The sequence below is a fragment of the Pseudomonas sp. TH37 genome (genome assembly GCF_016650735.1).
Taxonomy (GTDB): Bacteria; Pseudomonadota; Gammaproteobacteria; order Pseudomonadales; family Pseudomonadaceae; genus Aquipseudomonas; species Aquipseudomonas farris.
The window spans coordinates 900,716-925,439 of record NZ_JAEKFD010000002.1 but is presented as its reverse complement, the minus strand read 5'-3'; the positions used below and the strand labels follow the sequence as shown (position 1 = coordinate 925,439).

At 59.6% G+C, this 24,724-nt stretch carries 22 protein-coding genes, 1 tRNA gene and 1 pseudogene; 6 read left to right on the top strand and 18 right to left on the bottom strand.

Annotated features, from left to right (window positions below):
* Positions 1–148 precede the first annotated feature (148 nt).
* Positions 149–1,564, top strand: a complete 1,416-nt coding sequence (locus JFU11_RS09185; protein WP_201060441.1) for an amino acid permease — start codon at positions 149–151, stop codon at positions 1,562–1,564.
* Between the two features lie 119 nt (positions 1,565–1,683).
* Here JFU11_RS09185 and JFU11_RS09180 read toward each other — a convergent pair whose 3' ends face one another.
* The 6 genes from JFU11_RS09180 to JFU11_RS09155 all read right to left on the bottom strand — a co-directional run bounded on the left by JFU11_RS09180 (position 1,684) and on the right by JFU11_RS09155 (position 9,168).
* The gene (locus JFU11_RS09180) at positions 1,684–4,590 is read right to left on the bottom strand and encodes a bpX6 domain-containing protein (protein WP_201060440.1); all 2,907 of its coding nucleotides are present in this window, start codon (positions 4,588–4,590) and stop codon (positions 1,684–1,686) included.
* Entirely contained in the window at positions 4,583–6,412 is a 1,830-nt protein-coding gene (locus JFU11_RS09175) for a hypothetical protein (protein ID WP_201060439.1), read from the bottom strand. The genes JFU11_RS09180 and JFU11_RS09175 overlap by 8 nt, the downstream gene beginning before the upstream one ends.
* Entirely contained in the window at positions 6,412–6,846 is a 435-nt protein-coding gene (locus tag JFU11_RS09170) for a hypothetical protein (protein ID WP_201060438.1), read from the bottom strand. The genes JFU11_RS09175 and JFU11_RS09170 overlap by 1 nt, the downstream gene beginning before the upstream one ends.
* The gene (locus JFU11_RS09165; RefSeq protein ID WP_201060437.1) at positions 6,843–7,964 is read right to left on the bottom strand and encodes an AAA family ATPase; all 1,122 of its coding nucleotides are present in this window, start codon (positions 7,962–7,964) and stop codon (positions 6,843–6,845) included. Before JFU11_RS09165 ends, JFU11_RS09170 begins: the two co-directional genes overlap by 4 nt.
* 310 nt (positions 7,965–8,274) lie before the next feature.
* Complete coding sequence (locus JFU11_RS09160) at positions 8,275–8,616, bottom strand: hypothetical protein (protein WP_123722772.1); 342 nt, start codon at positions 8,614–8,616, stop codon at positions 8,275–8,277.
* A 147-nt stretch (positions 8,617–8,763) separates the two neighbouring features.
* Entirely contained in the window at positions 8,764–9,168 is a 405-nt protein-coding gene (locus tag JFU11_RS09155; protein ID WP_123722773.1) for a RidA family protein, read from the bottom strand.
* A 142-nt stretch (positions 9,169–9,310) separates the two neighbouring features.
* On the opposite strand from JFU11_RS09155, the gene JFU11_RS09150 reads away from it, so the two are divergent.
* Entirely contained in the window at positions 9,311–10,243 is a 933-nt protein-coding gene (locus JFU11_RS09150) for a LysR family transcriptional regulator (RefSeq protein WP_201060436.1), read from the top strand.
* A 195-nt stretch (positions 10,244–10,438) separates the two neighbouring features.
* Here the strand turns inward: JFU11_RS09150 and JFU11_RS28055 are convergent.
* Positions 10,439–10,597, bottom strand: a pseudogene (locus tag JFU11_RS28055) (KGG domain-containing protein); the annotation flags it as partial.
* Between the two features lie 288 nt (positions 10,598–10,885).
* Between JFU11_RS28055 and JFU11_RS09140 the strand changes: the two are divergent.
* Entirely contained in the window at positions 10,886–11,443 is a 558-nt protein-coding gene (locus tag JFU11_RS09140; RefSeq protein WP_123494699.1) for an ATP-dependent Clp protease proteolytic subunit, read from the top strand.
* A gap of 41 nt (positions 11,444–11,484) precedes the next feature.
* Here the strand turns inward: JFU11_RS09140 and JFU11_RS09135 are convergent, their stop codons facing one another.
* From JFU11_RS09135 to JFU11_RS09120, 4 genes are all read right to left on the bottom strand, one after another.
* Positions 11,485–11,769, bottom strand: a complete 285-nt coding sequence (locus JFU11_RS09135; RefSeq protein ID WP_123722776.1) for a hypothetical protein — start codon at positions 11,767–11,769, stop codon at positions 11,485–11,487.
* A gap of 115 nt (positions 11,770–11,884) precedes the next feature.
* On the bottom strand, positions 11,885–12,715 hold the full coding sequence (locus JFU11_RS09130; protein WP_123722777.1) for a DUF3618 domain-containing protein: 831 nt from the start codon (positions 12,713–12,715) through the stop codon (positions 11,885–11,887).
* Positions 12,712–13,155, bottom strand: a complete 444-nt coding sequence (locus JFU11_RS09125) for a phage holin family protein (RefSeq protein WP_201060434.1) — start codon at positions 13,153–13,155, stop codon at positions 12,712–12,714. Before JFU11_RS09125 ends, JFU11_RS09130 begins: the two co-directional genes overlap by 4 nt.
* Positions 13,155–13,796: a hypothetical protein gene (locus JFU11_RS09120; protein WP_123722778.1), complete on the bottom strand. Its 642-nt coding sequence runs from the start codon at positions 13,794–13,796 to the stop codon at positions 13,155–13,157. The genes JFU11_RS09125 and JFU11_RS09120 overlap by 1 nt, the downstream gene beginning before the upstream one ends.
* A gap of 341 nt (positions 13,797–14,137) precedes the next feature.
* Here JFU11_RS09120 and JFU11_RS09115 point away from each other — a divergent pair, with 341 nt between their 5' ends.
* Positions 14,138–14,569 carry a nuclear transport factor 2 family protein gene (locus JFU11_RS09115; RefSeq protein ID WP_123722779.1) on the top strand — a complete coding sequence of 144 codons (432 nt, stop codon included), beginning with the start codon at positions 14,138–14,140 and terminating at the stop codon, positions 14,567–14,569.
* Positions 14,570–14,951: 382 nt separating this feature from the next.
* Here the strand turns inward: JFU11_RS09115 and JFU11_RS09110 are convergent, their stop codons facing one another.
* The 3 genes from JFU11_RS09110 to JFU11_RS09100 are packed head-to-tail and all read right to left on the bottom strand — an operon-like array spanning position 14,952 to position 17,943.
* On the bottom strand, positions 14,952–16,460 hold the full coding sequence (locus JFU11_RS09110) for a tripartite tricarboxylate transporter permease (RefSeq protein WP_201060432.1): 1,509 nt from the start codon (positions 16,458–16,460) through the stop codon (positions 14,952–14,954).
* Positions 16,461–16,484: 24 nt separating this feature from the next.
* Positions 16,485–16,976 carry a tripartite tricarboxylate transporter TctB family protein gene (locus tag JFU11_RS09105; RefSeq protein ID WP_201121257.1) on the bottom strand — a complete coding sequence of 164 codons (492 nt, stop codon included), beginning with the start codon at positions 16,974–16,976 and terminating at the stop codon, positions 16,485–16,487.
* 1 nt (position 16,977) lies between these two features.
* Complete coding sequence (locus tag JFU11_RS09100) at positions 16,978–17,943, bottom strand: tripartite tricarboxylate transporter substrate-binding protein (RefSeq protein ID WP_123722782.1); 966 nt, start codon at positions 17,941–17,943, stop codon at positions 16,978–16,980.
* Positions 17,944–18,180: 237 nt separating this feature from the next.
* Between JFU11_RS09100 and JFU11_RS09095 the strand changes: the two genes are divergently transcribed.
* Together JFU11_RS09095 and JFU11_RS09090 are read left to right on the top strand one after the other, a co-directional pair.
* Complete coding sequence (locus tag JFU11_RS09095; RefSeq protein ID WP_123722783.1) at positions 18,181–18,834, top strand: hydrolase; 654 nt, start codon at positions 18,181–18,183, stop codon at positions 18,832–18,834.
* Between the two features lie 48 nt (positions 18,835–18,882).
* Positions 18,883–20,235 carry an OprD family porin gene (locus JFU11_RS09090; RefSeq protein ID WP_201121277.1) on the top strand — a complete coding sequence of 451 codons (1,353 nt, stop codon included), beginning with the start codon at positions 18,883–18,885 and terminating at the stop codon, positions 20,233–20,235.
* A gap of 18 nt (positions 20,236–20,253) precedes the next feature.
* Here JFU11_RS09090 and JFU11_RS09085 read toward each other — a convergent pair.
* From JFU11_RS09085 to fdhE, 4 genes are all read right to left on the bottom strand, one after another.
* Positions 20,254–20,349: transfer RNA gene (locus tag JFU11_RS09085), tRNA-Sec, on the bottom strand.
* A 6-nt stretch (positions 20,350–20,355) separates the two neighbouring features.
* Complete coding sequence (gene selB, locus JFU11_RS09080; RefSeq protein ID WP_201060429.1) at positions 20,356–22,275, bottom strand: selenocysteine-specific translation elongation factor; 1,920 nt, start codon at positions 22,273–22,275, stop codon at positions 20,356–20,358.
* The gene (gene selA, locus JFU11_RS09075; RefSeq protein WP_201060428.1) at positions 22,272–23,702 is read right to left on the bottom strand and encodes an L-seryl-tRNA(Sec) selenium transferase; all 1,431 of its coding nucleotides are present in this window, start codon (positions 23,700–23,702) and stop codon (positions 22,272–22,274) included. Before selA ends, selB begins: the two co-directional genes overlap by 4 nt.
* 93 nt (positions 23,703–23,795) lie before the next feature.
* Positions 23,796–24,722: a formate dehydrogenase accessory protein FdhE gene (fdhE, locus tag JFU11_RS09070; RefSeq protein WP_123722785.1), complete on the bottom strand. Its 927-nt coding sequence runs from the start codon at positions 24,720–24,722 to the stop codon at positions 23,796–23,798.
* Between the last annotated feature and the right edge of the window lie 2 nt (positions 24,723–24,724).

The window sequence follows — 24,724 nt, the reverse complement described above, 5'->3', positions numbered from 1 at the left end:
CAGGTGGCGAGCCACGAACACCTTACTGATTAACCGATACTGCAAACGTTTTAATCACCACCCTGATGCATGGCGAACTTACAACAATAAAACACACACACTATTTCTCTGCCAAAACTCAAAAAACATAAAATCAAGAGGTTTTGTGATGAAATCAAATACGCATGAAATAACTGAGCAACCCGCATTACAGCGCACACTCAGCAATCGCCACATTCAACTAATGGCCATGGGCGGCGCCATTGGTACGGGGTTGTTCATGGGCTCCGGCAAGATCATCGCCCTGTCCGGTACCTCGATCATACTTATCTATATGATCATCGGTCTTTTTGTTTACTTCGTCATGCGTGCCATGGGAGAGCTGCTTTTATCTAACCTGAACTTCAAAAGCTTTGCTGACTTTGCCGGGACCTACCTTGGCCCTCGTGCGGCCTTCTTTCTCGGATGGTCATACTGGTTGAGCTGGAGCGTGGCCGTTGTGGGAGATGCAGTGGTCGTCGGGGGTTTCTTTCAATACTGGTTCCCTGATGTACCGGCCTGGATCCCCGCCATCGGCATGATGCTTACTCTATTTGCCTTGAATGTGCTCACCGTCAGACTGTTCGGCGAGGTTGAATTCTGGTTCGCGATCATCAAAATAATCGCAGTCGTCGCGCTGATTTCCGTCAGTGTGCTGCTGATTGCCAGCTCCTTCGTCTCACCCACGGGAGTCACGGCTTCCCTGACGCACCTGCTGGACAAGCAGGCCGCCTTCCCCAACGGCCTGTTCGGCTTCTTCGCTGGCTTTCAGATGGCGATCTTTTCGTTTGCGGGCACAGAATTAATCGGCACCGCGGCCGCCGAAACCAAGTCGCCCGAAAAGACGTTGCCCAAAGCCATCAATTCCATACCGCTCAGGATCATCCTTTTTTATGTTCTGTCCCTGGTCTGCATCATCGCGGTGACCTCATGGCAGCAGGTATCGCCCAACAAAAGTCCTTTTGTCGAACTGTTCCTGATCGCGGGTTTTCCAGCGGCGGCCGGCATTGTGAACTTTGTGGTGCTAACCTCTGCGGCGTCATCCGCCAACAGCGGCGTCTTCTCGTCCAGCCGCATGTTGTTCGGCCTGGCTGACCTTGGCAGTGCACCCGGTATCTTCAGGCGGCTATCGAAAAACAGCGTTCCGCTCATCAGCCTGGCCTTCACGACCTTTCTGATGCTGTTGGGGGTGCTGCTGCTGTTCATCATCCCTGAAGTCATGACTGCCTTTACCATCGTGTCGACAGTGTCGGCCATCCTGGTGATCTTTACCTGGTCGACCATCCTGGCGTCCTACATCGCTTATCGCAAAGCAAGACCCGATCTCCATGCGCAATCCCGGTACAAAATGCCTGGAGGCGTACCGATGGCGTGGTTCTCCCTCGCATTTCTCGCATTTGTGCTGTGCCTGCTTGCTCTTCGGCCAGACACCCGCCTTGCACTGTGCGTGATGCCTGCATGGTTCATTTGGTTGGCAATCGCCTACCAACTCTCACATTTCAGGAGCAGGAACCAGGCCAGTCACGCAGCCGGGCAACCCAGCTGAAGTCTATGTATGGCCACGGATTGGCCATAACTCAAACGACGAAAATGTGATCTGCATCAGCGATCAAATAGTCGAAACCGACTCCGTACTGGGTGTCCTTCTCACCAGTCGGGGCCGGCTCAGTTAATGGACAGGTTGCACTGGCTGGCATCCTCGACGTTGATGTGGCTCAGGCGTCCCTGATGGTCGAACAACACCCAGTCGGCGCCCAGGCAACGCACTTGCACATCCTGATGTGGCCATTGCAATGCGGCACAGAGGCGATCACTGCTGCGGTGAATGAATTGCCAGCGGGTGTCCTGGTGGGAGACGACGTAGCCGATCACCAGCCAGTGTTCGAACAGATACAGGCGTACCGGATCCTCCTCATCTTCAGCGCAGCCGAGCAAACGGTAGCCCTTGCGACTGCCGCGCTGCTCCAGCACAAGAATTGGGTCGTCCTCTCTCTCGGACTTGAGTCGAAATTCAGTGACTTCGCTGGATGCACTGAACAGTTGGGAGCCGTCCTCGTGAATTCTGCCGGGCGTCGGCTCACGGCTGACCAGCCGACGCTCAGGCAAGCGGTAATGCCAGACCTGGTTGCCCTTTTGAGGATCGGATAACCACAGGTATTCGTTCTGCGGATCGTCCTTGAAATTGAAAATTCGTCCTGGCAAATCACTGACGTGCCACAGGGTTTCAAACCCGCGATCAACGTCCACCACCCGCAACTGCTGCCCGCGACCGATGCTCCAGGCCGTACCGTCGAACGATTTGGCGAACACGTCCAGCATCAGCACGCCCAAATCCGTTGCGGTACGGTTGACCAGATCCAGTTTGCTGATTCGCCACACGTCGTTGCGCCGAGCCAGAACCATCGCCATCTGCCGGCTATGGGCCAGGACGATTGCCTGCGCCGGCACCGCAAAGTGGAAGAGCGTCTTGCCGGCGGCGTCGATCACCACCGCCCCGGCCTCCCCCAAGGCCAACAAATAACGGGAGTCGTCCAGCGGTACCGCATCGAAAATGGCCCGACTGCCCATCGCCGGTGCCGACCACTCCAGGGTTGAACCGACGTTGTCTAGCGACAAGGCAGCGGATCGCCGCAGCGCCTGGCCCGGCAGGTCGGCCAGTAGCAGTTTGTCCTTGCTCATTTTCACGAGTGCTTGCAGCGGATTGGGACCCAACCGACCATGTCCGCTGACCTGATCGGCGAGGATGGCGTGTACCGTGGCACCGGCCAACCAAGCCAAAGCGCTCGCCTGGGCCTTGTGCTGCAATAACGCGTCGGCCAGAGCGGCGCGCTCGACGAAACGCTGGGGATCATCGCGCAGCTGTTCGATCCAAGGTCCATAAGCCAGCAAGGTATCGGGCAGTAAAATGGCCCGTTTGACCAGCGCTCCGATGGCCAATCGTCCACCGGCGGCTTCGGCATTGAGCAACCATTGTGCGGCCCGTTCGCGCTCGGCAGGCAGGCTCCAGATTGCGTCCACGGCTTGCAACCAGAGACCTTTGCGGGTCAAGGTTTCTGCCCATTCCAGGCGCAGTCGATCGGCACTCTCGGGCCATTTTTCTTGAAGCATCACTACCGCGTCGGCAAAAGCATCGTCACGACGAGCCACCAACAGGGCACGCTGCCAGTTGTCGGCCAGGCACAACAAACGCACGATGACCGCAGGCGGCATATCCCATGCCAGAGCAAGTTCGGCCGCCTGCCCGTAGCGCCCGTGCTTTTCCAGGTAATCAAGGGATTCCTGGCGCACCTTGAGCAGTTCGGCGAGGACAAACACGGCCTCTTCGACACGCCCCTCGCGATCCAGCGCTTCAAACGTCTGTCGGTAGATCTGCTTGAGCCGGGCTTCCAGACCTTCCTCGAACATTATCGAGCGACTAGGTCCCAGGTGATGATTGATCGTCAGGTCCTGACGCCGTTGTGGCGTACCGAACGCCTGTTCACCGCTGCTCTGCTCACTGCCCAGCGGAATGGCATGGCGCAGGGCTTCTTCCAGGTCGCCGTTCTCGAACATCTCCAACATGCGCTGCATGTACGCGGCCTGATGTTTGCCATACAGCGCGGACAGGCGTGAATGGAGGGTCAGTCGCGTCAGCCAGCGACGCCAGGCGGCAGGCTTTTGTTTGACCGGTTTGGCACGCGGTGCGAGCGGCGGTTGGGCTGGAGATCGTGGTGCCGCACGTTGCCCAGATGTTGTACCAGGCAAGAGGCTGCGCACGCCCATCAACAACATCGTCAGCAGCACCGTGCCGATCAACGTCCCCAGGAGCACAGTGCTGACATCAAACGACACGGACGCTTCCGGCCTCGACGGCAGCGTGTGCACGCCTTGTTTTTTGTCGTGGGAACCCATCCAGGCCACGGCCGCCAACAATACAACGCTGACGCCGATTTTCAGCCAGGGCATTGATGGCCCTTCGGTGTTGTTCCAGCCACTGTTTCCTGGTGTGCTGGTTTGACGAGGTATGTTTTTTGGCGCATTGCGCTGGCGTTCCAGCAGCGCCTGCATCACCCCTTCCCGCTCTGGGCTGACCGGCCGTAACGCACCGCCGAGGATCTCCCGAACATCGGTTGCCACCGCCAAAGGCTCCAGCACCGGTTCCGGCAGTGTGCTGCGACAGTCATAGGAGTCCAGCAGCGTATAACCTTTAATGTCTATCCACCGGCCCGGTGCAAGTGGCTCGGCATCGCGCAATTGCAAGGCGCTGACGTGGCTGCCACGCACCAGCCAGACATCGGCGGCGGGCAAGTTGCGGATCTCCTGCGGAGTCAGTCGCGCGGAGCTCAAGGCAGTGCCCAGGCGGATTAGCGGCCAGCCGACCAGCGCTTCGCATTGAACCGGTACCGGTTGGCGAAAACGCAGCAAGTCGCCGTCGGCGAAACGGTAGGCGCTCGCGCCGGTTTGCCATTGACCGAGGATCAAGCGCGCGCGCTCGCGCTCGTCAAAGCGCTCGCACGAAAACCACAACCCTTCAATCTGTTGATGACCGGTCAGCACCGGACGGCGAATCAATGCTGCGTCGTGCTCAAGCATCGGCGCCTTCCTTGTGTTTATCCGGGATCTGGTTACAGAACACTTGCAGGCGCAGAGTGCGCAGGGAAACCGAGTACACGAGCAACTCTCGGGCGCTGGTCAAGGCAGCGACCAGACCGCTCAGGGGGCAGAAGCTGACCTTGGTTATGGCATGGGACGTCGTAAACAAGACATCCTGTTCCCCGTCGCAATACAGGGCGATGGATTGCTGATTGGGGCTGAGCAAAACCAGGGAATAGCGCTCGTTGCCCTCTTGCAGCAGACCCAGACCCTTCCAGCCAGGTGTCAGATCAATGCGCTCCATCTCATACGGGGACCCCTTGGCCGAAATCACGCACCAGCGCTCACTGCCATTATCGACAGTCAGCATTGCACAACCGCCGAAAGACCCGCGCCACAGGGGACTGGCGGCAAACAGCACCTGACTCACGCCGTCGGCGATGCCAATCACATGAGCAGGCGATACGGTTCCGTCGGCTCTGACGGAGTGGGTATGCAACCGGTTTCCCTCCTTGCGCACATAGACCACCACCTCCCTGTCGACCTTGGCCAGGCTCAGCACCCCCTGCGCCAAGCTGTGGGTTCGCCCGGTCTTCGGTTGCGCGGGAGACTTACCGGTTTCCACCACCCAGAAAGCCAGGTGCCCTTGGGTATCCAGCAGAAACAGACGACCTGTCACGCTGTTGCGCAACCAGGCCACGGGCAGGAACGTGGCCGTGCCGGGCGGGAGCTTCAACACTTCGGGGCCTGGCTTATCGACGGACTTCAGCCCGGCCATGTTCCAGAATGACAACAGCCACTGGTCGCTCAAGACCGCGCCAAGGGTGTTGTTCATGAAGGTGACGGTCAGTGGAATCCGTCCCGCACTCCAGAGGTGGCGGCGAATCTCCAGAGGCTTTTTCTGATGGGCCGCCGGCAGCTTGATCACCACCATGCCGGGTTCGTCGAGCATTTTCATCGCAACATGGGTTCCCGCGCTGGCAATGACTGGCAGCAAAGTCAGGGAGACGCGCGGGACACTGCCTTTAAGCGGTGGAGCAACCACCATCTCGCCGTCGAATTGACCTTTGAGCAACTGCAAGGCCAAACGCTCGTCGGGCATCGGCAGCGACACACGCCGGGTAGTCGCTGCCTGCAATTCAAAGGACAAGCTCTGCCCATCAAGGCTGCGGTGCACCTGAACCCGGTGGGTGCAGGACTGACGGTCAGTGACGGGCAAGCGTTGACCGACCAACCAGCATTCCCCAGCCTTCGGTTGCTGTTGCGCCAGCCAGTTGCGCCAGGCTTGCCAGTGTTCATCGTCCACCGGCTGCCAAGTGCGTTCATTGAGCAGACGCTTGAGTTGTGCCGGGGTGTCGAATTCGTGCAGTCCAGGCGTGTTCTGCAAAATGCCCCAGCGCAACTCGGCACCGGTCTCCCGTGCGCGTCGTGCGAGCAACATCAACAGCGCGAGGTGAACCAGCCGCGCGGCGCCGAGTTGCAAAGGGCCGGCATCCAGCAAGACGACGATCAAGCGGTTCGCCTGATGTGTGCGATACTGCGGCGCAAGGAACATATGCTCGCCCACCGCTGCCCGGCGCATGAACTCGTCGGGTACCTCGTCCGCCAGTAGCCATTCGCTGGACAACAGCCGTTCATAAGGGCCACGACGCTGCAGGTCACCCAGGCCATCGGGCTCGGGGATGCCACCCTGTTGCTGACCGCGCAACGGGCCCAACATCGGGTTGAGCCGGCCCAGCAGATCGGCGAACAGCGGCAATTGCTCAGGGGCAAACCATTCCAGCCATTGGCGCCAGGGTTGCAGGGAAACCGGTAATTGCATCAGCGTTCCGCCCAATAGGCGTCGATACGCTGCAGATGTTGTGGGGTCACCGGCAGTTGTCGATCAAGGGGAATCACCGCCGGTGGATCGCGCCACAACAACAGCGGTGATCGAGAAAACGTCGTCGACAACGCCTGCCCCAGCAGATCGGTCGGCACGTCGGGTTCCCAACTCGTGGACAGCCACAGCCCGGGCGCGCGCTCATCCGCCACGGCGTATTCAACACCGTCGACCCATGGCAGATCGTCGGCGACACCCGACACGACCAATACGTCGCGATTGGCCGTGACTTGCAGGCGTGCGGCCTGTTCCTCGGGGATCAGCAAGAGCCGCGCATGCAGGCGCCGTGCGGCTTCCCCCCAAGCCACGGCGGCCTGCGGTTCGGCAGGCACGCGTCGTGGCTGCCACCTCCAGCCCATCGCCTGGGTACTCATACAGCGGGCGTCAACAGACGGGTCATTTGCCCTCGCACTTCTTGCAACCGCGCCGGTATCGTCTGGCTGTTGAAGTTGGCATCGATCTCGCGAAGCAAACCCTCCAGCAAGGGCGTTGCCGGCGGTTCGCTACGGGCCAGGTATTCTTCGGCCGTTTCCAGCAGACGATTGAGCCGCGACATCGGCTGCAAGGTCGCCTCCTCCACGGCACTGAACAAATGGCTGTTGCAGGACTGCGCAAAGAGATCTCGCAGTACCTCGCGGCCATGCTGCTGGGCTTCTTTGGTCGGCAACACATACAACAGCGGCCACAGATCGGCTTCACTGGCCTCTATACGCCCGCCGAGCAACGCCGCTGCTGCGATCAACCGCTGGGATTTGACGATGCGTCGGTCCGACAACGGTATCCCGGCCTCACGCAGGCGGCGGATGGCCTGGGCCAATGCCGGGCGAACCAGAGTGAGGTCGACATCCTTAAGTGCCTGACCGAGGGCGTCCAACTGACTCAAGCCCAGCAACCTCTGGATCGGCCGCTGTTCGGACTGCCAACCACCGGCCAGCATTGCTTCGAGCTGATTGTCCGGCACCGATTCGACAAACAAGTGCAGCAGGAAGCGGTCACCGAATGCCCCCAGGGCTTCGTCGTCCGGCAGGCCGTTGGCCGCCCCGACGCATACACGTAGCGGGCACTGGATTTGCGTGTGGCCGCGCCGGAAACGACGTTCGTTCAGCACGCCCAACAGAGTGTTGAGGATGGCCGTCGATCCCAGGAAGACCTCGTCGAGAAACACGATATCGGCTTCCGGCAACATGCCGCTGACATCGGTTTCCACCGTCCCTTCGCGTAGTTTTTTCAGGTCGACCGCGCCGAACAGCTCCGACGGCTCGGTAAAGCGGCCCAGCAAGTACTCGAAATAGCGTCCGCCCATGGATTGCGCCACCCGCCGCACCACCGCACTTTTGGCGGTACCTGGCGGGCCTATTACCAGGATGTGCTCCTGCGCGACGGCAGCCAGAACAATCAGCTCGGCCAACTGCTCGCGCCCCACCAGGCCCTCGGTGGCGACACGAACGGCCTGACGGATTTGCGCGGCGGCACTCTGCAATGAAGCGATCATGGGCTCTTCCCTGAAAATTGAATACGTGGATGTTGCGTGACTTAAAGGATCTGCCCCAAGTCAACCGCATGCATCCTGTGTTTGCTTAACATTTGCTTCACAGCGTCTGCAATGCCTGGTTTGGGTCGATCGCATCGCTGGGTGACGGGCCTGTATCGGCAAGAAACGGTCGTTCATTAGCCTTGTACTTCTCAAAGAATGATCCATTGCCCACCAAAATCTTCACGCAAAAAAAATCCCGCGACCGAATGAGTCGCGGGACAAAAAATGGGTTGGTTGCGGCCAACCAAAGGAGCATTTTTAAAAGCGGTTACAGGCATTCCTGCGCGGCACGTTCGAAACTCGAAGGCATGAAGTTCGACGCCAGCAAGTGGCGCTCATACAAAAACACCTTGCCGCCATTCGGGGCTTTGTAGGCTTCGAGAACGTTGTCTGCCGCGACTTTGCTCGGCACCACGATCCGGTAGCTGCGCTGGGTTTGCGAGACCGTCGGGTTCAGTGCGCTGCCCTGCAACTTCGGCACCACGCAGTCGGCGTACTCGGCAGGCGTTTTTTTCGTCTGAAAAGTCAGCGTCGGGTCGTTCGGCGCGGAGGCGCAACCGGCCAGCAGCAAGGAGGCGAAAGCCATGACAGGAACAAATAAAGGGCGCATTGGTGAAGTCCTGAAAATAAAAAGTCGGGGTCGTTGAGCGTCTCGATGGAGGCGATTTTCCGACTTTGCCCGACAAAGCAGAACTTGCGTTTCTTGATTGTCACTATTACTTGAACCGATAGTTGCGCCGCGCTATCGCTGGTCAGATCAGCTGCTGGTGGTTTCAGGAAGCTTGGCGATCGCTTTGATCTCGAACTCAAATCCATACAGCCACGTTACCCCGACGGCGGTTAACGTCGGGTGCGGTGCGTTACCCCAGAACTCCGGCACTACCTTCCAGATCGTTTCGAACTTCTCTTGCGGATCGACGATGAAGACCGTTACGTCAATCACGTCGTCGAAGGTGCAACCGGCAGATCCCAGGATCGCGTTCAGGTTGTTGAACGCGAGCCGAACCTGAGTCTCCAGGTCGGGCTCGGGTGAGCCGTCTTCGGTACTACCGACTTGCCCCGATACGAATAAAAAGCCATTGGACCGAATTGCCGGCGAATAGCGATTGCGCTCATAAAGCGCTTGGCGTCCGGGCGGAAAAACAACATCACGCTTGCTCATAAAGTGCCTCCAACAACGGGTCAAAGCCGACCCGCATTAATGATGAAGAGACTTTAAGGACTTGTGCCTGCACGATAAACGAGCAACTGTAGCCATCACTGTTTGTAAAACCCAAACAATCCAATAGATATCCGGGGCAGAAATGGACCGTTTCGATGCGATGCTGGCATTTGCTCGGGTGGTGGAAACGGGCAGCTTCACCAAGGCAGCCGAAACCCTGCATATGAGCAAGACGAGCGTGACGCAACTGGTGCAGCAGTTGGAGGCCCGGTTACGCGTCAAATTACTCAACCGCACGACGCGCAAGTGCAACGTAACCGCCGATGGCGCCGTCTATTACGAGCGTGTGGTAAGGCTGCTAGCCGACATGGACGATGCCGAGACCAGCCTGTCCAGCGCCTCGGCCCTGCCCAGGGGCCGGCTGCGAGTGGATGTGCCCAGCCCGTTGGCCAGCATGATTCTGGTACCGGCGTTGCCTGCGTTTCATGCTCGATACCCTGACATCCAGATCGACATGGGGGTCAGCGATCGCATCGTGGACATGATCGGTGAGAATGTAGATTGCGTCGTACGCGGCGGCGAACTAACCGATCAGTCTCTGATGGCCCGGCGGGTAGGCGAACTCCAGTTGGGCGTTTATGCGGCGCCGAGCTACCTGGAGCGCGTCGGTAAGCCGTCGCATCCGCAAGAGCTGGAAGATTCGCATCATCGTGTCGTCGGTTTCCTGTGGGCACGCACAGGCAAAGCTGTGCCTTATGCCATGCGCAGCAATAGTGAGAGTGTCCATATCAAGGGTCGCTATGTGTTGGCGGTCGACGATGGCAACGCCTACATCGCGGCCGGTCTGGCCGGCCTCGGCGTTCTTTGGCTGCCAGACTACATGTCCAAAACCTACGAAGCGCGCGGTGAGTTGGTCCGTTTGTTCGAAGATTGGCGCCTTGATCCGATGCCGATCTACGTGGCCTTTCCGCCGAACCGGCATATCAGCTTCAAGTTGCGCGTATTCATCGATTGGGTCGCTGAGCTGATGGCACAGCATGCGCCGATCATGATTCGTGAGGCGTCGGGAATCTGACCTGGATAAAACCAAGCCCCGCCATAAGCGGGGCTTGATGTATTTCACACGGCATCAGGGTTTACGCCCGCTGCCGGGATTTTGTCCTCCTCCTTTTTTGCCTATGTCAGATGCTTTCTCTCTGTCTTCGACAAGGTTGCCGGCGCGCCCTCCTCCCTGTTCGCTGCCGGAGCGATTGGTATCGCGGGATTGACGTCCCCCTGAGGCCTGCCCACCTTTTTTGCCGGCGTCGGAAGTGCGTTGCGGATCGTTCATCATCCCGCCGCCCGACTGCCCGCCTTTTTTGCCAGCTTCGGAGGCTTTATCAGGGTCGTTGGCAAAATTGCCAGGTTTTTTGTCACCGGTGTTAGCCATTTTCGTTCTCCTCATTGTTTCGCGCGAACCTTTGTCGGCCCGTCTAATTCCGAGGGTTTCTGTGATTGAAAGTTTGAACTGATGCGTGATTCTTGCGACAAGCGGATTGGAATGATTAGTTCCAGAAAACTCCTGCTACGGCGACTAATGGGTGTGATTAAAACGAGTATAAAAACGGGTTCCGCTTAGACAAATTCATGAAAGAAAAGAGCGGTGAGGTCTGGCATCATTCAAAGCAGTTGCACTGAATCATCAGCTCTCTAATTTATCCCGTATGGAGGTACGTCGATGACAGAGCACATCGTCCACTTTCATTGCCAGATTGATCAGGGCACGATGGAACGCTTCAGGGACTGCTGCCTCGACGCCATCGACCAGGGCGCCTCATCGTTACTGCTGAATCTTTCCACCAGCGGTGGCAGCACCAATTTTGGCTTCGCCCTCTACACCTTCCTCAAATCCCTGCCAGTGCCGCTGTGCGCGATTAATGCCGGCAACATCGAGTCGATGGGCATCATCATGTACCTGGCCGCCGGCCGACGTATCACCGCGCCCCATTCGCGGTTTCTGATTCACCCCATGAATTGGTACTTCCCCCAAAGCTCGGTCGACCATCAACGCCTGCGCGAATACCTCTTGAGCCTGGATAACGACCTCGCGCGTTATGTGCAAATCTTTGCCCTGGAAACGGCCAACGCGGATACCAAACTGGATATTTTTCATTGCCTTTCAGCGGAAGAGAAAGTGATTGCGGCGCATGAATCCCTGGCGTACGGAATCGCCCACGAAATGCATCAGATGGTGTTTGCCGATAACGTCAAACACTGGAAAATCAGTGGCGGCTGACGCATGTTCGAGACGGACCTGAGCTTTTCGTTACCGATGCGTCAGGTGCCAGCAATGGGCTGAATGTCCAGGGTCATTCCGTCACTCAGCGTGAGTTTCAAATCCTTGATAGTGCCGGCCACACGGTCCTTGAAAACCGGTTCGCCCTCGGGATCAAGTTCATCGTAGATAAAGCGGTTGCCCTCGAGCCAGCCGATGGCCGTTTGCAGTTCCGGGGTGAGGTAATACTTGCCGTCCAGAAAAAAACCGGCAAACGGTTCTACCCTTTCCCGATTCTCGACTTCGTAGCGCACGCCGGGAGTCATTCCTGTGGATTCATCAATCATGATGCGTACCTCGTCATGGTGTCTGAACTTGGCGCCCTACCTGTTTCAAGGCGTCGACAAAGCGGGCTCGACGGGACGTCTGTGCATCAGACCTCCCGCCTTGCCCTGATACCTGTCAAGAAGTTCCCAGCCCACGCGACAGATCGGCCGGGGTTTCGGCCGCGGTCTTGCGCATCTCGCCCGTTTCTCCAGCGATTGCATCGCGGGGCTCTGTGGTTTCCATCACCTTTTCGCGCACCGCCTCATAGCCCTCCCGTGCTTGCTGTTTGACCTTGCCGGTGAGGCTTGCGCTGGTCCTGCCCAGATAACGGCGCTCCGTTGCGGTGGTGGGTAACGCCGCGCCCAGCAACGCGCCCACAGCGATACCCATCGCGGCCATCAGCAGGGGTTGCTCCTTGAGTAGATGACTGAACTGGTCGCTCATTTCATGAGTCCTGCGCGACAGGCGATCACTGGTGTCATGGACGGTGTGACTGAGCTGATCGGTCTTCGCATGCAGGCTGTCGCTCAGGTGCGCGGCCTTACCCTTGACCGCCTGATAGCTGTCCTTGAGCGAATCGGTGGTGGTGTGAAGACGCTGTCGCGCGCTGTCCAGCCCCTCAGAGAGCCCTTCACCCAAGTCATCGGCCCAGTCGATATCCGGCTCCGGCTCGACGCGATATTCCCTGGGCGTTGGCGGACGATTCTGGCTCATCATCAACCACATCAGCCCGACCGAGGTCAGCACCGCGGGCACGGGGTTGTTGCGCACGCTGGTGCCCAGATTGGTCAGGAAAGTCGAGCCGTTGCTTTTCATCAGCAGCAGTGCCTGATCGAACATCTGGCCGGGGGTAAACTTGCTTTCCAGCGCGTCGACGATATGCCCGATGTTCTCCCGTTGCGCATCGATTTCACGTTCGATGGTTTCCGGGCTCTTGGCCGCTTCGGTTTCAAATTCTCGGTTCATGACACTTTCCTCCGCAGGGCTTCCTGGTCTTTGTTCAAGGCGTCCAGGGTGCGATCAGGCTTGAAGTGGGAAGGCTCGAATTGTTTTTTGCCTGCCTGCAGCATCACAAACCCGATGACCATCACCACGACGCCGACAATCAGCGCGGCCAGCCAGGACGCCATCACCAGGCTCAAGGCATAGACCACAGCCATCAGCAGAATGATGAACCCGGCGAGCAGCACAATGGCGCCACCGGCGACCCCGGCAATCCCTGCTTTCAATGTCGTCAGGCTGGCCTGCAATTCCACTTTGGCCAACGCCAGCTCCTTGGTGAATAACGCCGGTACTTCCCGAGTTAGCTGCCGCAATAAACCGACCACGGAAGCGTCATGATCAACTGTCGTGACAGACGGTGTGACGGGTGGTGTGCGTTGCAGTTCTGGATCTTCTCTGTTCATCACCGTTCTCCTGAGAAGGGGCTGGACCCCGACATTGAGGAACTGTCGCCACGATGGTCGGGCGCGCTCGGCGAGGACGGCGTGATGCTAGAGGCCAACCCGGGCGACAGCTCGCCTCCGGGCGGCATCGAAGTTTCATAAAGTCCTTGCGAGCCATCGCCAGTGAACGTGGCTGTGCTGCTCTGGGCAGCAAACTCACGGTCGGTTGTTGTCGGCAGGGTCGCCGTGCCCGCTTTCAGGAACCGCGACAGACCAAACCCCACCGCGATGCTGCCGACAATGAACAGCCCCGGATTGTCGCGTGCCAGGTCAGCGCCATCGTGCAAAAGCTCTTCGGCGCTTTTGCTGCGCAGTTTTCCCGCCAGGCTGCTCATGCTGTCGGCCATGTCTGCCAGGTAATCGGACATCCCAAACGTATCGTTAGTCCTGATCTCGGAAACGACTGACTGGGCGCCTCTGGCCAATGCTTCAATTTGATCCGCTGCGGTATCGCGGTATTGGCCGAACTGCTCATCGGCCTGATGCCGCGCACCGCCTATCGCTTCGGTAACCTCCTCCTTTAAATGCTGAAAGTTTTGTTCGGAGCCTGCGGAATCCCGTGGGGCATCCGGTTGTCCGGTTCTGCTGTCTGGAATAGTCATGTCATCCATCGCCTTCGTAATGAACACGTCAGGAAGTGGCCGCGGGGTGTCCGCGGTGGTGCTTCATTGCAGATGACGAGGGTGTCTGGCGGGGAGTTCCAAGCAGATGATGAAGTGATGAAAAGTACGCTGCGGAACCTGTGGGAGCGGGCTTGCCCGCGATGATGGCGGCACATTCAACATTGATGTCGGCTGACACATCGCTATCGCGGGCAAGCCCGCTCCCACAGGATTGCGTTCGCTGGGATGCATTGCCCAGCAAAAACCTGCTAAGTTGTACGATGACAGACGAGATGCGTATATCTCGTCTGTCATCCCTATAACAACAAGGAAAAATACCCATGAAAAAAACGAAATTGCTTATCGGCTTCTTGTGCCTCTTCAGCGGCTATGTGATGGCAGCCCCTTCATCGGGCGAGAAGGATGTCGCCGTGGCGGTAGATCATCTGACGCAAGCCATGCTGACCAAGAACATTCCCCAACTGAATGCGCTCACCGCTGAAAACCTCACCTACGGCCATTCCAGCGGGAAAATCCAGGACAAGAAAGCGTTCATCGCCGACATCGAAACCGGCAAAAGCGCTTTCAAGACCCTGGAAATGCAGGGGCAGACCATTACGCTGTCGGGTGATGTGGCTTTGGTACGGCATCATTTTTCGGCACAAGCCCTCAAGGGTGAAGAGATCGTCCCGACCGAAATCGAGAACTTCCAGATCTGGCAGAAACAGAAAGGCAAATGGCTACTGGTAGGACGACAAGCGTTCCGCTTCTGATTTTTGCTTGGCTCAAAAGATCGCAGCCTTCGGCACCTCCTTGTATCTCGACTATCGCTCCGTCAGGAGCGATAGTTCTCGACTGATTATCGAGGGAGGGACCTGGAAGCTCGCTTGAGGCTGTGTTTACTGACCCGTACGACGCGCAGCGTGTCGCCGACAGAGGCGACTCTGTCAGAAACTTCCGAAATTTTGTGGATTGCTCGAAGATCGTTCCCACGCTCTGCGTGGGAATGCAGCCCGGGACGCTCCGCGTCCCTTGCGGAGCCGAACGCGGAGCGTCCGTTGAGGCATTCCCACGCGGAGCATGGGAACGATCTACATGGGGATTTTTGAGCCATGCTCCTAGGGCAAAGCATCATCAAACCGGCTCGCGAAGCGCTCAATCATCCTCATGCAATTTGATGCCGCGTTTATGCAGCAGGTACGGCACCAGCAACACCAACAGCGTCAGCACCAGGACCGACGCCGCAATCGGTTGCGTCACAAATATCATCCAGTCGCCCTGGCTGATGGACAAGGCGTTACGCAGTTGTTTTTCCGCCATCGGCCCCAGCAGCATGCCCACGATTACCGGGGCGACGGGGAAATCGAAACGCCGCATCAACACCCCGGCCCAACCGATGCCCAGCATCAGAAACAAGTCGAACGTTGAGTGGCGCATGCCGTACACGCCGATGGTGGCGAACACCAGAATGCCGGCGTTCAGGTACGGTCGTGGAATCTGCAAGAGTTTGACCCACAGGCCCACCAACGGCAGGTTCAGCACCAACAGGATGGCGTTGCCGATGTACAGCGAAGCCACCAGCGTCCAGACCAGCTCGCCCGAGGTCTGGAACAGCAGCGGCCCCGGTTGCAGGTTGTAGTTCTGGAATGCGGCCAACAGGATCGCCGCCGTGGCGGAGGTCGGTATGCCCAGCGTCAGCAACGGCACCAGAGAACCGGTCGCGCTCGCATTGTTGGCCGCCTCCGGCCCGGCGACACCCTCGATGGCGCCCTCGCCTTTGCTGGCGGCGAACTCTTGCGGGTACTTGCTGAGTTTGCGTTCGGTCGAATAAGACAGGAACGTCGGAATTTCCGCGCCACCGGCCGGAATCGAGCCAAAGGGAAAACCGATCAAGGTGCCCCGTAGCCACGCGGGAACCGAGCGTTTCCAGTCGGCACGGGTCATCCACAACGAGGTCAGGCGATGTCGGCTGCCCGTTTCTTCCTTTTGGTAGAGCACGCTGTACAAGGCCTCACCGACGGCAAACAAGCCGACCGCCACCAGCACGACCTCAATGCCATCGACCAGTTCGGGCACCTCCATGGTGTAGCGGGCAATGCCCGAGGTCGAGTCCAGGCCGATCAAGCCGATGGTCAGCCCGATCCCCAATGAGGCAAAGCCGCGCAGCATCGACGCACCGAGCACCGCCGACACCGTGGTGAAGGCCAGCACCAGAATCGCGAAATACTCCGCCGGCCCGAACTTCAGCGCCAGCGTGGCCACGAGGGGGGCGAACAGGGTCAGCAAGATCGTCGCGATGGTGCCGGCCACGAATGAACCTATCGCCGCCGTCGCCAACGCCGGGCCTGCCCGCCCGTTGCGGGCCATGAGATTGCCTTCCAGGGCCGTGACCATGGAGGACGATTCCCCCGGGGTGTTGAGCAGAATCGAGGTGGTCGAGCCGCCAAACTGAGCGCCGTAATAGATACCGGCGAACATGATCAGCGCGCCGGTAGGATCGACCTTGGCGGTAATCGGCAGCAGCAAGGCGACGGTCAGCGCCGGCCCGATTCCCGGCAAAACACCGATCGCAGTACCCAGCAAGCAGCCGATAAAACCCCACATCAGATTGATCGGCGCCAACGCGGCACCGAAGCCGGTTGCCAGACTCGAGAGAATGTCCACCTTGTCGACCTCCTTCGGCCCGGATCAGATCCAGGCGTTGATCAAGGGCGGAAGGGAAACCCCTAGCCCGGCGGTGAAAAGCCAGTAAATCGGCAGTGTCAGGGCGATGCCGATGGCCAGGTCCCGCAGCGGGCTGCGACTGCCAAAACCCCGTGCAGAACAGGCAAACAGCAATGCTGCCGCCAATACGAAGCCGATGTAGGTAATGAGCAAGGCAACGCCCACCAGCCCCGCCGTGACCCAGGTTGCGCCGAGCTTGCCGCCGGGCTGAGCCAGGGTGGTCTCATGGTCGTCGGGAAGATTGCGAAAACCTCCGGTGAGCGCCTGATAGCACATCAACAGACCGACGACGCCCAGAAACGCCGCGACGACGTAGGGGTAGACGTACGCCGCCATGATGACGAAGCCCATCTCGGGAGGAAACCGCGAGGCGCCGAACGCCAATACCGCGCTGATGGCGACGACACCTAAGCCAATTGCCAGTTGGGCCGGCATGACTCTCCAGCGCCCGGCCATCTCAAAGCAGCCCGACCTTGACCAGCATTGCGCGCAGGCGCCCATGTTCTTCTTCGACGAATTTGCCGAAGTCATCCCCGGTCAGAATGCTCGGTGACCAGGCATTGGTTTTTACGTTTTCTTGCCAGACGTTGCTTTTGGTGGCGGTCAGGACGGCTTCGGTCAGTTCTTTGCGCTGGTCAGGCGTCAGGCCCGCTGCGCCGTAAACGCCACGCCAGTTGCCGATCGTCACGTCATAGCCACTTTCTTTGAGAGTCGGTGCATCGATGCCTTCAACGCGGCTGGGTGCGCCAATGGCGAGTAGCCGGAACTGCTTGGACTGCACGTATTTGGCAAGCTCGGCGTAGCCGCCGGTGATCACCGTGATGTGGCCCCCCAGCGTCGCGGCGACGACTTCGCCGCCACCGGCAAAGGCCACGTAATTCACCTTGTTGACGGGGACGTCCATTTTGCTCGCCAGTTCGGCGATGCCGATGTGGTCGATCGACCCCTTGGAGCCACCGCCCCATTTGATATTGGACGGGTTGGCTTTGAAGTCTTTGATCAAGTCGTCCAGGGTTTTGTATGGGGAGTCGTCACGCACGGCAATCACGTTGTATTCGGTGAACAGCCGGGCGATCGGCGTCACGTCCTTCAAGGTGATTTGCGGTTTGTTCTGCTCGATGGACGCGACCATGATTGCACCGACCACCAGCAGGGCATTGGCGTCGCCCTTGGTGCCGTTGGCAAATTGCGCCAAGCCCAGGGTGCCACCGGCGCCGCCCTTGTTCTCGAAGGTAGCGGACTTTGCCGTTTTCGCCTCGACCATCGCCTTGCCCAGGACGCGTGCGGTCTGGTCATAACCACCACCGACCGAACCGGGGGCCATGAACTTGACGGTGTCCAGCGCAAAAACCGGTGATGCGAGCGCGGCGGCGGTAACTAAAACGGCGAGGTTGCTGCTGAATCGACGGGCCAATGCAAACATGAGTCGTCTCCGGATAGCTGTTCTTGTTGTTTTCGATCAGGGAGAAGCCCCTGTTCGTTGAACATGCGTCTGGAATAAGCGTAGGTCATAGTTGTGTTTGTTGGCGGTATTTCAATGGCCTGCCTGCCGCCACTATTCCTACGAAAAAAACAGCACATCGACTCAATATTCCCGCCCGAATCTACGCAACCATGGCCTCGCGAATCACCTCTCACTTAATCCGTAAGGACATTCACCATGGCCATTGCAAAAGCTGTTCCCGGTAAAACCCTGCTGACCCCGACCGACCACACCCTGATCATGATCGATCACCAGTCGCAGATGTCGTTTGCGACCAAGTCCATCGATGCCGTCACCCTGCGCAACAACGCCGCCCTTGTCGCCAAAGCCGCAAGGGGCTTCAAGGTATCGACCATCCTCACCACCGTCGCCGAGAAGAGTTTTTCCGGCCCGATTTTCGACGAAATCAAATCGGTATTCCCGGAACACAAGGTGATCGACCGCACCAGCATGAACACCTGGGAGGACGAGCGTATTGCCGTCGAAGTCAACGCAGCCGGCAAGCAGAAAATCGTTCTGGCCGGCCTGTGGACTTCCGTATGCATCGTTGGCCCGGCCCTTTCGGCGATTGACCAGGGTTTCGAGGTCTACGTGATTGCCGACGCCTGTGGCGATGTCACCACCGAGGCCCATGAAATGGCCTTGCAACGCATGATCCAGATCGGCGCCCGTCCCATGACATCGTTGCAGTACTTGCTTGAGCTCCAGCGCGACTGGGCACGTACCGAGACTTACGACGAGACGGTGAAAACCTCCATCGCCAACGGTGGTGCCTATGGCCTGGGCCTGATCTACGCCAAGACCATGTTCAACGCCTCTGAAGGCCATTGAGAGAAAACAGCGACTCTTTGGAGTCGCTGTTTCAGGGGGCGATCAATGATGTTTTCTTTACAAGCCCCCCCGCTCATGCCCGGTCGGGAGGACGTGGCCAAAGCGTCCTTCTGGCTCTGCGTGCTTTTCGCCGGAACGGCCTTGGCGGATGAAGCACCGGCAACCGCGCAAGGATTCCTCGAGGGCGCGCAGCTTGAGGTGCTCAGTCGAAATTTCTTCCTCAACAGCGACTACCGTTCACCCTCGCCTTCGGGCAAGAACTACAAACAAGAGTGGGCTCAAGGCTTTATCGGCTCTTTTGAATCCGGATTCACACCCGGCACGCTAGGTTTCGGCGTCGACAGCCACGCCTTTACGGGGCTGAAGCTCGACGGCGGCAAAGGGCATTCGGGAACGGGGTTACTGCCACTGGACAGTGACGGTCGTAGCGAAAGCAACTATTCCAGTGCCGGTGGCGCACTGAAAATCAGGGCCTCCCGAACCACCCTGGCCTTCGGTGAAATGACCGTCGAAACCCCGGTGTTCGACACCGCCGACAAACGCCTGCAACCGGAATACGCCACGGGTTTTCTGCTGAACAGCGGCGAAATCGACAACGTGAATCTGGTGACCGGTCATTTCACGGCGTTCAAGAATCAAGACAACACCTCGGGCAAGGGCAACTTTTACGGCTACGGTGCCAACACCGAGGCCGGAGGCATCACGCTTCTGGGCGCCGACCTGTTCACACACAGTCCTGTCGGCGGCGCCCTGTATGCCTCCGAACTGAGCGATACCTGGCGTCAGTACTACGGCAACCTGCACCTGAAACAGTCCGAATTGTTCCTCGACGCCAACCTGTATCGCACGCAAGACACCGGCAAGGCGCTGGCCGGTACCATCGACAACACCGCCTACAGCCTGTCGGGCAAATACACCGTTGATGCGCATGCCTTTACCCTGGCCTGGCAACGCATCGATGGCGACACACCGTTCGACTTCGTCGGTGGCGACTCCATTTACCTGGCCAACTCGATCAAATACGCCGACTTCAACGGCGCCCACGAACGCTCTTGGCAGGCACGCTACGACCTCGATCTCGGCGCTTATGGAATACCCGGCCTAAGCTTCATGACCCGTTATGTCAGGGGCAGCGACATCGATGGCACCCGTGCGCCCAAGGGTGGGACCTACAACCCGTTCGACCCGACTGTCGGCGAGTACGTACCTCAACAAGGCGATGGCGGGCGGCATTGGGAGCGCGACATAGACCTGCGCTACATCGTGCAATCAGGTGCCGCCAAGGGTTTGTCGTTGCAACTGTCCCATGTGTCTCACCGAGCTAACAGCGCCCAGGCGGGCGATGACATCGACAGGGTTTACGTTGTCATCCAGTATCCGCTGACCTTCGGGCACCTATGATCAGCGTCACGATGGAAATGGCGGAAGGCAGCCGGAGTCGAACCTGCCCGGGAACGGATGCCGTCCCCAACCGGGTTTGAAGCCCGGCCGCGCCACCGGGCGCGATTGCCTTCCTTGAACTCAGTTTTCTGTTTGTTGGGCCAATGCATTGTCGAGCCGGATATGGCGCCGATCGCCAAAGCGCCGGGTCAGGCCGATTCGGTCGAAGTACTCAAGAATCTGAATGCTGCGCTTGCGCCCCAGGCCCACGGCATCGCGAAACGCGGTGACCTGAATCACCGGGTCATCGCTGGCCAGTTGCACCAGCATAGCCGCCAATCGGCGCACCAGTGTCTCGGTATAAAACAAGTCACGGACCACTTGGTGCACCAACCCCAGCCGCGCCATCTTGCGCAGCAGCAGGCGCACGGCGGCCTCTTCATGGCCCGTCGCTTTAGCCAGATCACGCACCCATGGCGGATCGAAACCCGCCTGTTCGAACAACGGCTGTAATTGTTGCCACAGGGTTTCGTCATCCTCGCTCAACCGCACTTGGTGATCGGGCAAATGCAACCATGGGCCACTGGCGACGATCGCACCGCTGACCAGCAATTCGTCGAGCAGGCTGATAAAGGTCGGCCGGTCCAGCGCGGTGCCGGCGAAGCGACGCAGGCGATCCCTGTCCGGTCCCATTTGATCCGGTTCGAGTTGATGAAAGCGTGCGAGATGTTCCAACAGTGGCGCTTTCAAGGCTTCCCAGCGGGCGGCGCTGAACAGCAACGGCCCCTGCCGCGTATCGATCAAACGCACGTCATCGGGCAATTCCCAGCTATCGCGCGGACGATTGAACTGACGCTCCAGACGTTGCGGATCGAGTCCGGTGTCGCTGTTGGCCAGCAGCGCTGGCAGTGCTTCTTCCAGACTGGTCGTGGTGGCCAGCGCCTGTAGCTGCGCCAATCGTTCGGGGCTGCGACGGTGTCGGGCCGGGGCAAACGGGTCGAGCACCCGGCCACCGCCGAGGGTGCGCTGAGCGCTTTGATCGCGCAGGATCAAACGGTCGCCCTTCACCGCCAGCACCGGCGCGTTCACCAGCAATTGCGCGAACATCTGCTCACCCGGTGCCAGGCTGACACCCTCCAGCAACGCCACTCGCCCGGTCACGTCCTGAGTGCCGAGATGCACGTGCACTGGCTGAAAGTGCTCGAAGCTTCGCGCCTCGCTGACCAACAAGGTCATCTCGATATCCAGACGCTGGGTCGGCGCATGCAGCCATTCGGCCAACAGCCAGTGGCCCCGGTGAATCTGCTCCAGGGCCAAACGGTCGGCACTCAGGTTCAGCGCGACTCGCTGCCCGGCCGTCGCGCTGTCGGCCGCTTGGTTCTGCGCATGCAGGCCTCGCACCCGTACCGGTTTGCCCAGCGGACTCAACATCAGCGTATCGCCCACGGCCACCTGACCAGACAACGCGGTGCCGGTCACCACGATCCCGGCGCCGGCCACGCTGAAAGCCCGATCAATCGCCAAGCGGAAACCGCCGCTGAAACTGCGTTGAAGCACCTCATGTTGCGCACCCAGCAAGGCCTGACGCAGTGCCTCGACGCCTTCGCCGGTCACACTCGACAGCGCGATTTGCGGCGCGTCGGCATAAGGGCCGGGTGCGAGCAATGCTTCGATCTGTTCCCGGACGGCTTGCACACGAGCAGGGTCGACGCGGTCGCATTTGGTGATTGCAATCAGTGCCCGAGGAATGCCCAGCAACTCGACAATCGCCAGATGTTCGCGGGTCTGCGGCATGACGCCGTCATCGGCCGCCACCACCAACAACACCAGATCAATGCCCTGAGCCCCGGCCAGCATGTTGTGGGTGAAGCGCTCATGACCGGGTACGTCGATAAAACCGGTCAGGGCGGCCCCCGGCTCCAGCGCCGCGTAGATATAGCCGAGGTCGATGGTCATGCCGCGTTCGCGTTCTTCCCGGCGACGGTCGCCGGCCTGGCCGGTCAGAGCCTGGAGCAAGGAAGTCTTGCCGTGATCAATATGCCCAGCGGTGCCGACAATCACCCGTCCCGGCCCTCCTCCTGCAGTTGATCGAGTTGAGCCAGCCATGCGGCTTCATCGTCGAGTTGGCGCAGGTCCAGCCAAAGCGCATCGCCGTCGATGCGCCCGAGCACGGGAATCGGCAACCGGCGAAACGCTGCCTCCAGCCCCAGCAATCGCCGCCCGCGCAGACGTTTGGAAACGTTGGGCCGCAGGCATAACGCAGCGCCAGGTAAGCGAGCCACCGGTTGGCTACCGCTGCCGATCATGCCCAGCGCCGGTACCGCGCTGACGCTCCAGCCATCGCCCAATACCCGCGCCAGAGACGGTTGCAGGCGTTCAGCCTGGGCGAAGATATCGGTTTGGGGTCGGGTCAGCAGGCGCAGACTCGGCAGGCGTTCGGCCAGCCGATCAGGATCGCGGTACAGCGCCAATACGGCTTCGAGGGCGGCCAGGGTCAGTTTGTCAACCCGCAGCGCGCGCTTGAGCGGGTTTTTCTTGATCTTCGCGATCAGGTCTTTGCGGCCGACTATCAACCCGGCCTGGGGGCCGCCGAGCAGTTTGTCACCGCTGAAAGTGACGATGTCCGCACCATCGAGCAGCGCCTGGCGCACCGTCGGTTCGGCAGGCAGGCCCCAGCGGGTCAGGTCCAGCAGGCTGCCGCTGCCCAGATCTTCCAGCAGCGGCAGCCCGTGACGGTGAGCCAGTTCCGCCAATTCCGCCGTCGGCACCCGGGCGGTGAAACCTTCAATGGAGTAATTGCTCGCGTGTACGCGCATCACCAGGCCACTGCGCGGACCGATGGCCGCCTCGTAATCGCGGGCATGGGTGCGGTTGGTGGTGCCCACTTCGTGCAGCCGCACCCCGGCGCGGGCCATGATGTCGGGAATGCGAAAGGCACCGCCGATTTCGATCAGTTCACCACGGGAAATGATGCCTTCCTTGCGCGCGCCCAGACTGTTGAGCGTCAGCAACACAGCGGCGGCGTTGTTGTTGACCACGGTCACCGCTTCGGCACCGGTCAGCTCGCGGATCAGGCCTTCGATCAAATCATCGCGGTCGCCGCGCTTGCCGCTGTGCAGATCGAATTCCAGATTGAGCGGATAGCGGGCGGCCAGTTGCACGGCTTCGATAGCCGACTCCGGCAACAACGCGCGCCCGAGGTTGGTGTGCAGCACCGTGCCGGTAAGGTTGAACACCCGGCGGACCTGGCTGCGATGCTGGATCGCCAGACGCTCGCCTGCCCTGCCCGCCAATACGTCGGGGGCGATTTCAACGGCATTGAGTTCACCCTTGAGCACCGGTTCGCGCAAGTCATCAAGCAACTGCCGCAGGCCGGCCAGCAGCGCGTCACGCCCATAACGCTCAGCCAATGCTTGGCAGGCAGGATGGCGCAGCAAGCTGTCGATGGAGGGCAGCCGCAAGGCGTGGCTGGCGGAGGTTGCAGACATCAGAGGCTCCCGGAAGCGAATGACCGTCGCGTCTGAGTGTAGCCGCTGGGCTCATAGGGATAGGCTTAGGGGGATAGGCTCAAAGGGATAAGCTCAGTCACCTCCCGGTGCCAGCATCAGATTGGGCGATGGGCGCTGGTAGCCTTCCTGCTCCAGGCGCATGTCCAGCATCAGGCTGGACAGGTCCGCCGAGAGTGCTTCGGCTTCGGCGTCGTTTTCCAGGTAGATCAGCTTCAGGTAGCTGTTGCAGCCGGGGCAGACTTCCGCTCGCAACGGTGCCTGATTGGCAGCATGACGGTCATCCTCGAAGCTGACGTATTGAAGCCCCTTGCTCTGTTCGCAATACACGCACTTGACCCGCACCGCATGCCATTCGCAGGCGCATAACGAGCACACCAGATAACGCAATCCGTTGTATTTGCCGCGATGACGAATCACTCCGGCCATCGCCGGCGAACCGCAGGCCGGGCATTGGCTGAGGCTGTCGCCGCGCTTGAGTTCAAGGTTCGGTGAACTCAGCAGCCAATGGCTCCAGGCCGCTTGCAACGCTGCACCGAGGAACGGCACCAGCTCTGCCGGCAGCATTGAATACTGGCCGCTGACCAAGGCAATTGCCCAGGCTTTGAGCAGCCCCGGATTGGCACTGCGCAACGTCGCCACGGCGTTTTCTACCGCTGATTGTGGCGGTGGCTGATAGCGTTGCAACAAGGCTTCGAGAAAGGGTAGCCAAACATTTTCACGCACCAGACTGTCGGCGGCGAACGGTGGCAAGCCATGTTCTACGCACACCCGAAGACGTTCGGGATCGGGCATGGCGGCCACGGGCGGATCGTCCATCAGGTTCTGCTGAGCGTGGCACAGACCCGCGATCAAGCGCAGATAGTCCGCCATGGGATGCCCATCGGCCAGGCGTTCCAGACGCAGCGCGCGCAAGGTGAACAGGTTGTTCGGTGGCAGGTACAGAAACGGCGGTGAACTCGCCGCCGCTTCTATCTGCCCAGGCTCGAGGATCGTGGCCAAGG

Coding starts and splice junctions, on each gene's coding strand:
- JFU11_RS09165 (WP_201060437.1), bottom strand. CDS start 7,964: ATGATCGCTTCATTGCAGAGTGCCGCCGCGCAAATCCGTCAGGCCGTT.
- JFU11_RS09120 (WP_123722778.1), bottom strand. CDS start 13,796: ATGACTATTCCAGACAGCAGAACCGGACAACCGGATGCCCCACGGGAT.
- JFU11_RS09115 (WP_123722779.1), top strand. CDS start 14,138: ATGAAAAAAACGAAATTGCTTATCGGCTTCTTGTGCCTCTTCAGCGGC.
- selA (WP_201060428.1), bottom strand. CDS start 23,702: ATGTCTGCAACCTCCGCCAGCCACGCCTTGCGGCTGCCCTCCATCGAC.
- JFU11_RS09175 (WP_201060439.1), bottom strand. CDS start 6,412: ATGCAATTACCGGTTTCCCTGCAACCCTGGCGCCAATGGCTGGAATGG.
- JFU11_RS09170 (WP_201060438.1), bottom strand. CDS start 6,846: ATGAGTACCCAGGCGATGGGCTGGAGGTGGCAGCCACGACGCGTGCCT.
- JFU11_RS09130 (WP_123722777.1), bottom strand. CDS start 12,715: ATGAACCGAGAATTTGAAACCGAAGCGGCCAAGAGCCCGGAAACCATC.
- JFU11_RS09180 (WP_201060440.1), bottom strand. CDS start 4,590: ATGCTTGAGCACGACGCAGCATTGATTCGCCGTCCGGTGCTGACCGGT.
- JFU11_RS09125 (WP_201060434.1), bottom strand. CDS start 13,155: ATGAACAGAGAAGATCCAGAACTGCAACGCACACCACCCGTCACACCG.
- JFU11_RS09150 (WP_201060436.1), top strand. CDS start 9,311: ATGGACCGTTTCGATGCGATGCTGGCATTTGCTCGGGTGGTGGAAACG.
- JFU11_RS09095 (WP_123722783.1), top strand. CDS start 18,181: ATGGCCATTGCAAAAGCTGTTCCCGGTAAAACCCTGCTGACCCCGACC.
- JFU11_RS09155 (WP_123722773.1), bottom strand. CDS start 9,168: ATGAGCAAGCGTGATGTTGTTTTTCCGCCCGGACGCCAAGCGCTTTAT.
- JFU11_RS09185 (WP_201060441.1), top strand. CDS start 149: ATGAAATCAAATACGCATGAAATAACTGAGCAACCCGCATTACAGCGC.
- JFU11_RS09090 (WP_201121277.1), top strand. CDS start 18,883: ATGTTTTCTTTACAAGCCCCCCCGCTCATGCCCGGTCGGGAGGACGTG.
- JFU11_RS09160 (WP_123722772.1), bottom strand. CDS start 8,616: ATGCGCCCTTTATTTGTTCCTGTCATGGCTTTCGCCTCCTTGCTGCTG.
- JFU11_RS09100 (WP_123722782.1), bottom strand. CDS start 17,943: ATGTTTGCATTGGCCCGTCGATTCAGCAGCAACCTCGCCGTTTTAGTT.
- JFU11_RS09140 (WP_123494699.1), top strand. CDS start 10,886: ATGACAGAGCACATCGTCCACTTTCATTGCCAGATTGATCAGGGCACG.
- JFU11_RS09135 (WP_123722776.1), bottom strand. CDS start 11,769: ATGATTGATGAATCCACAGGAATGACTCCCGGCGTGCGCTACGAAGTC.
- JFU11_RS09105 (WP_201121257.1), bottom strand. CDS start 16,976: ATGGCCGGGCGCTGGAGAGTCATGCCGGCCCAACTGGCAATTGGCTTA.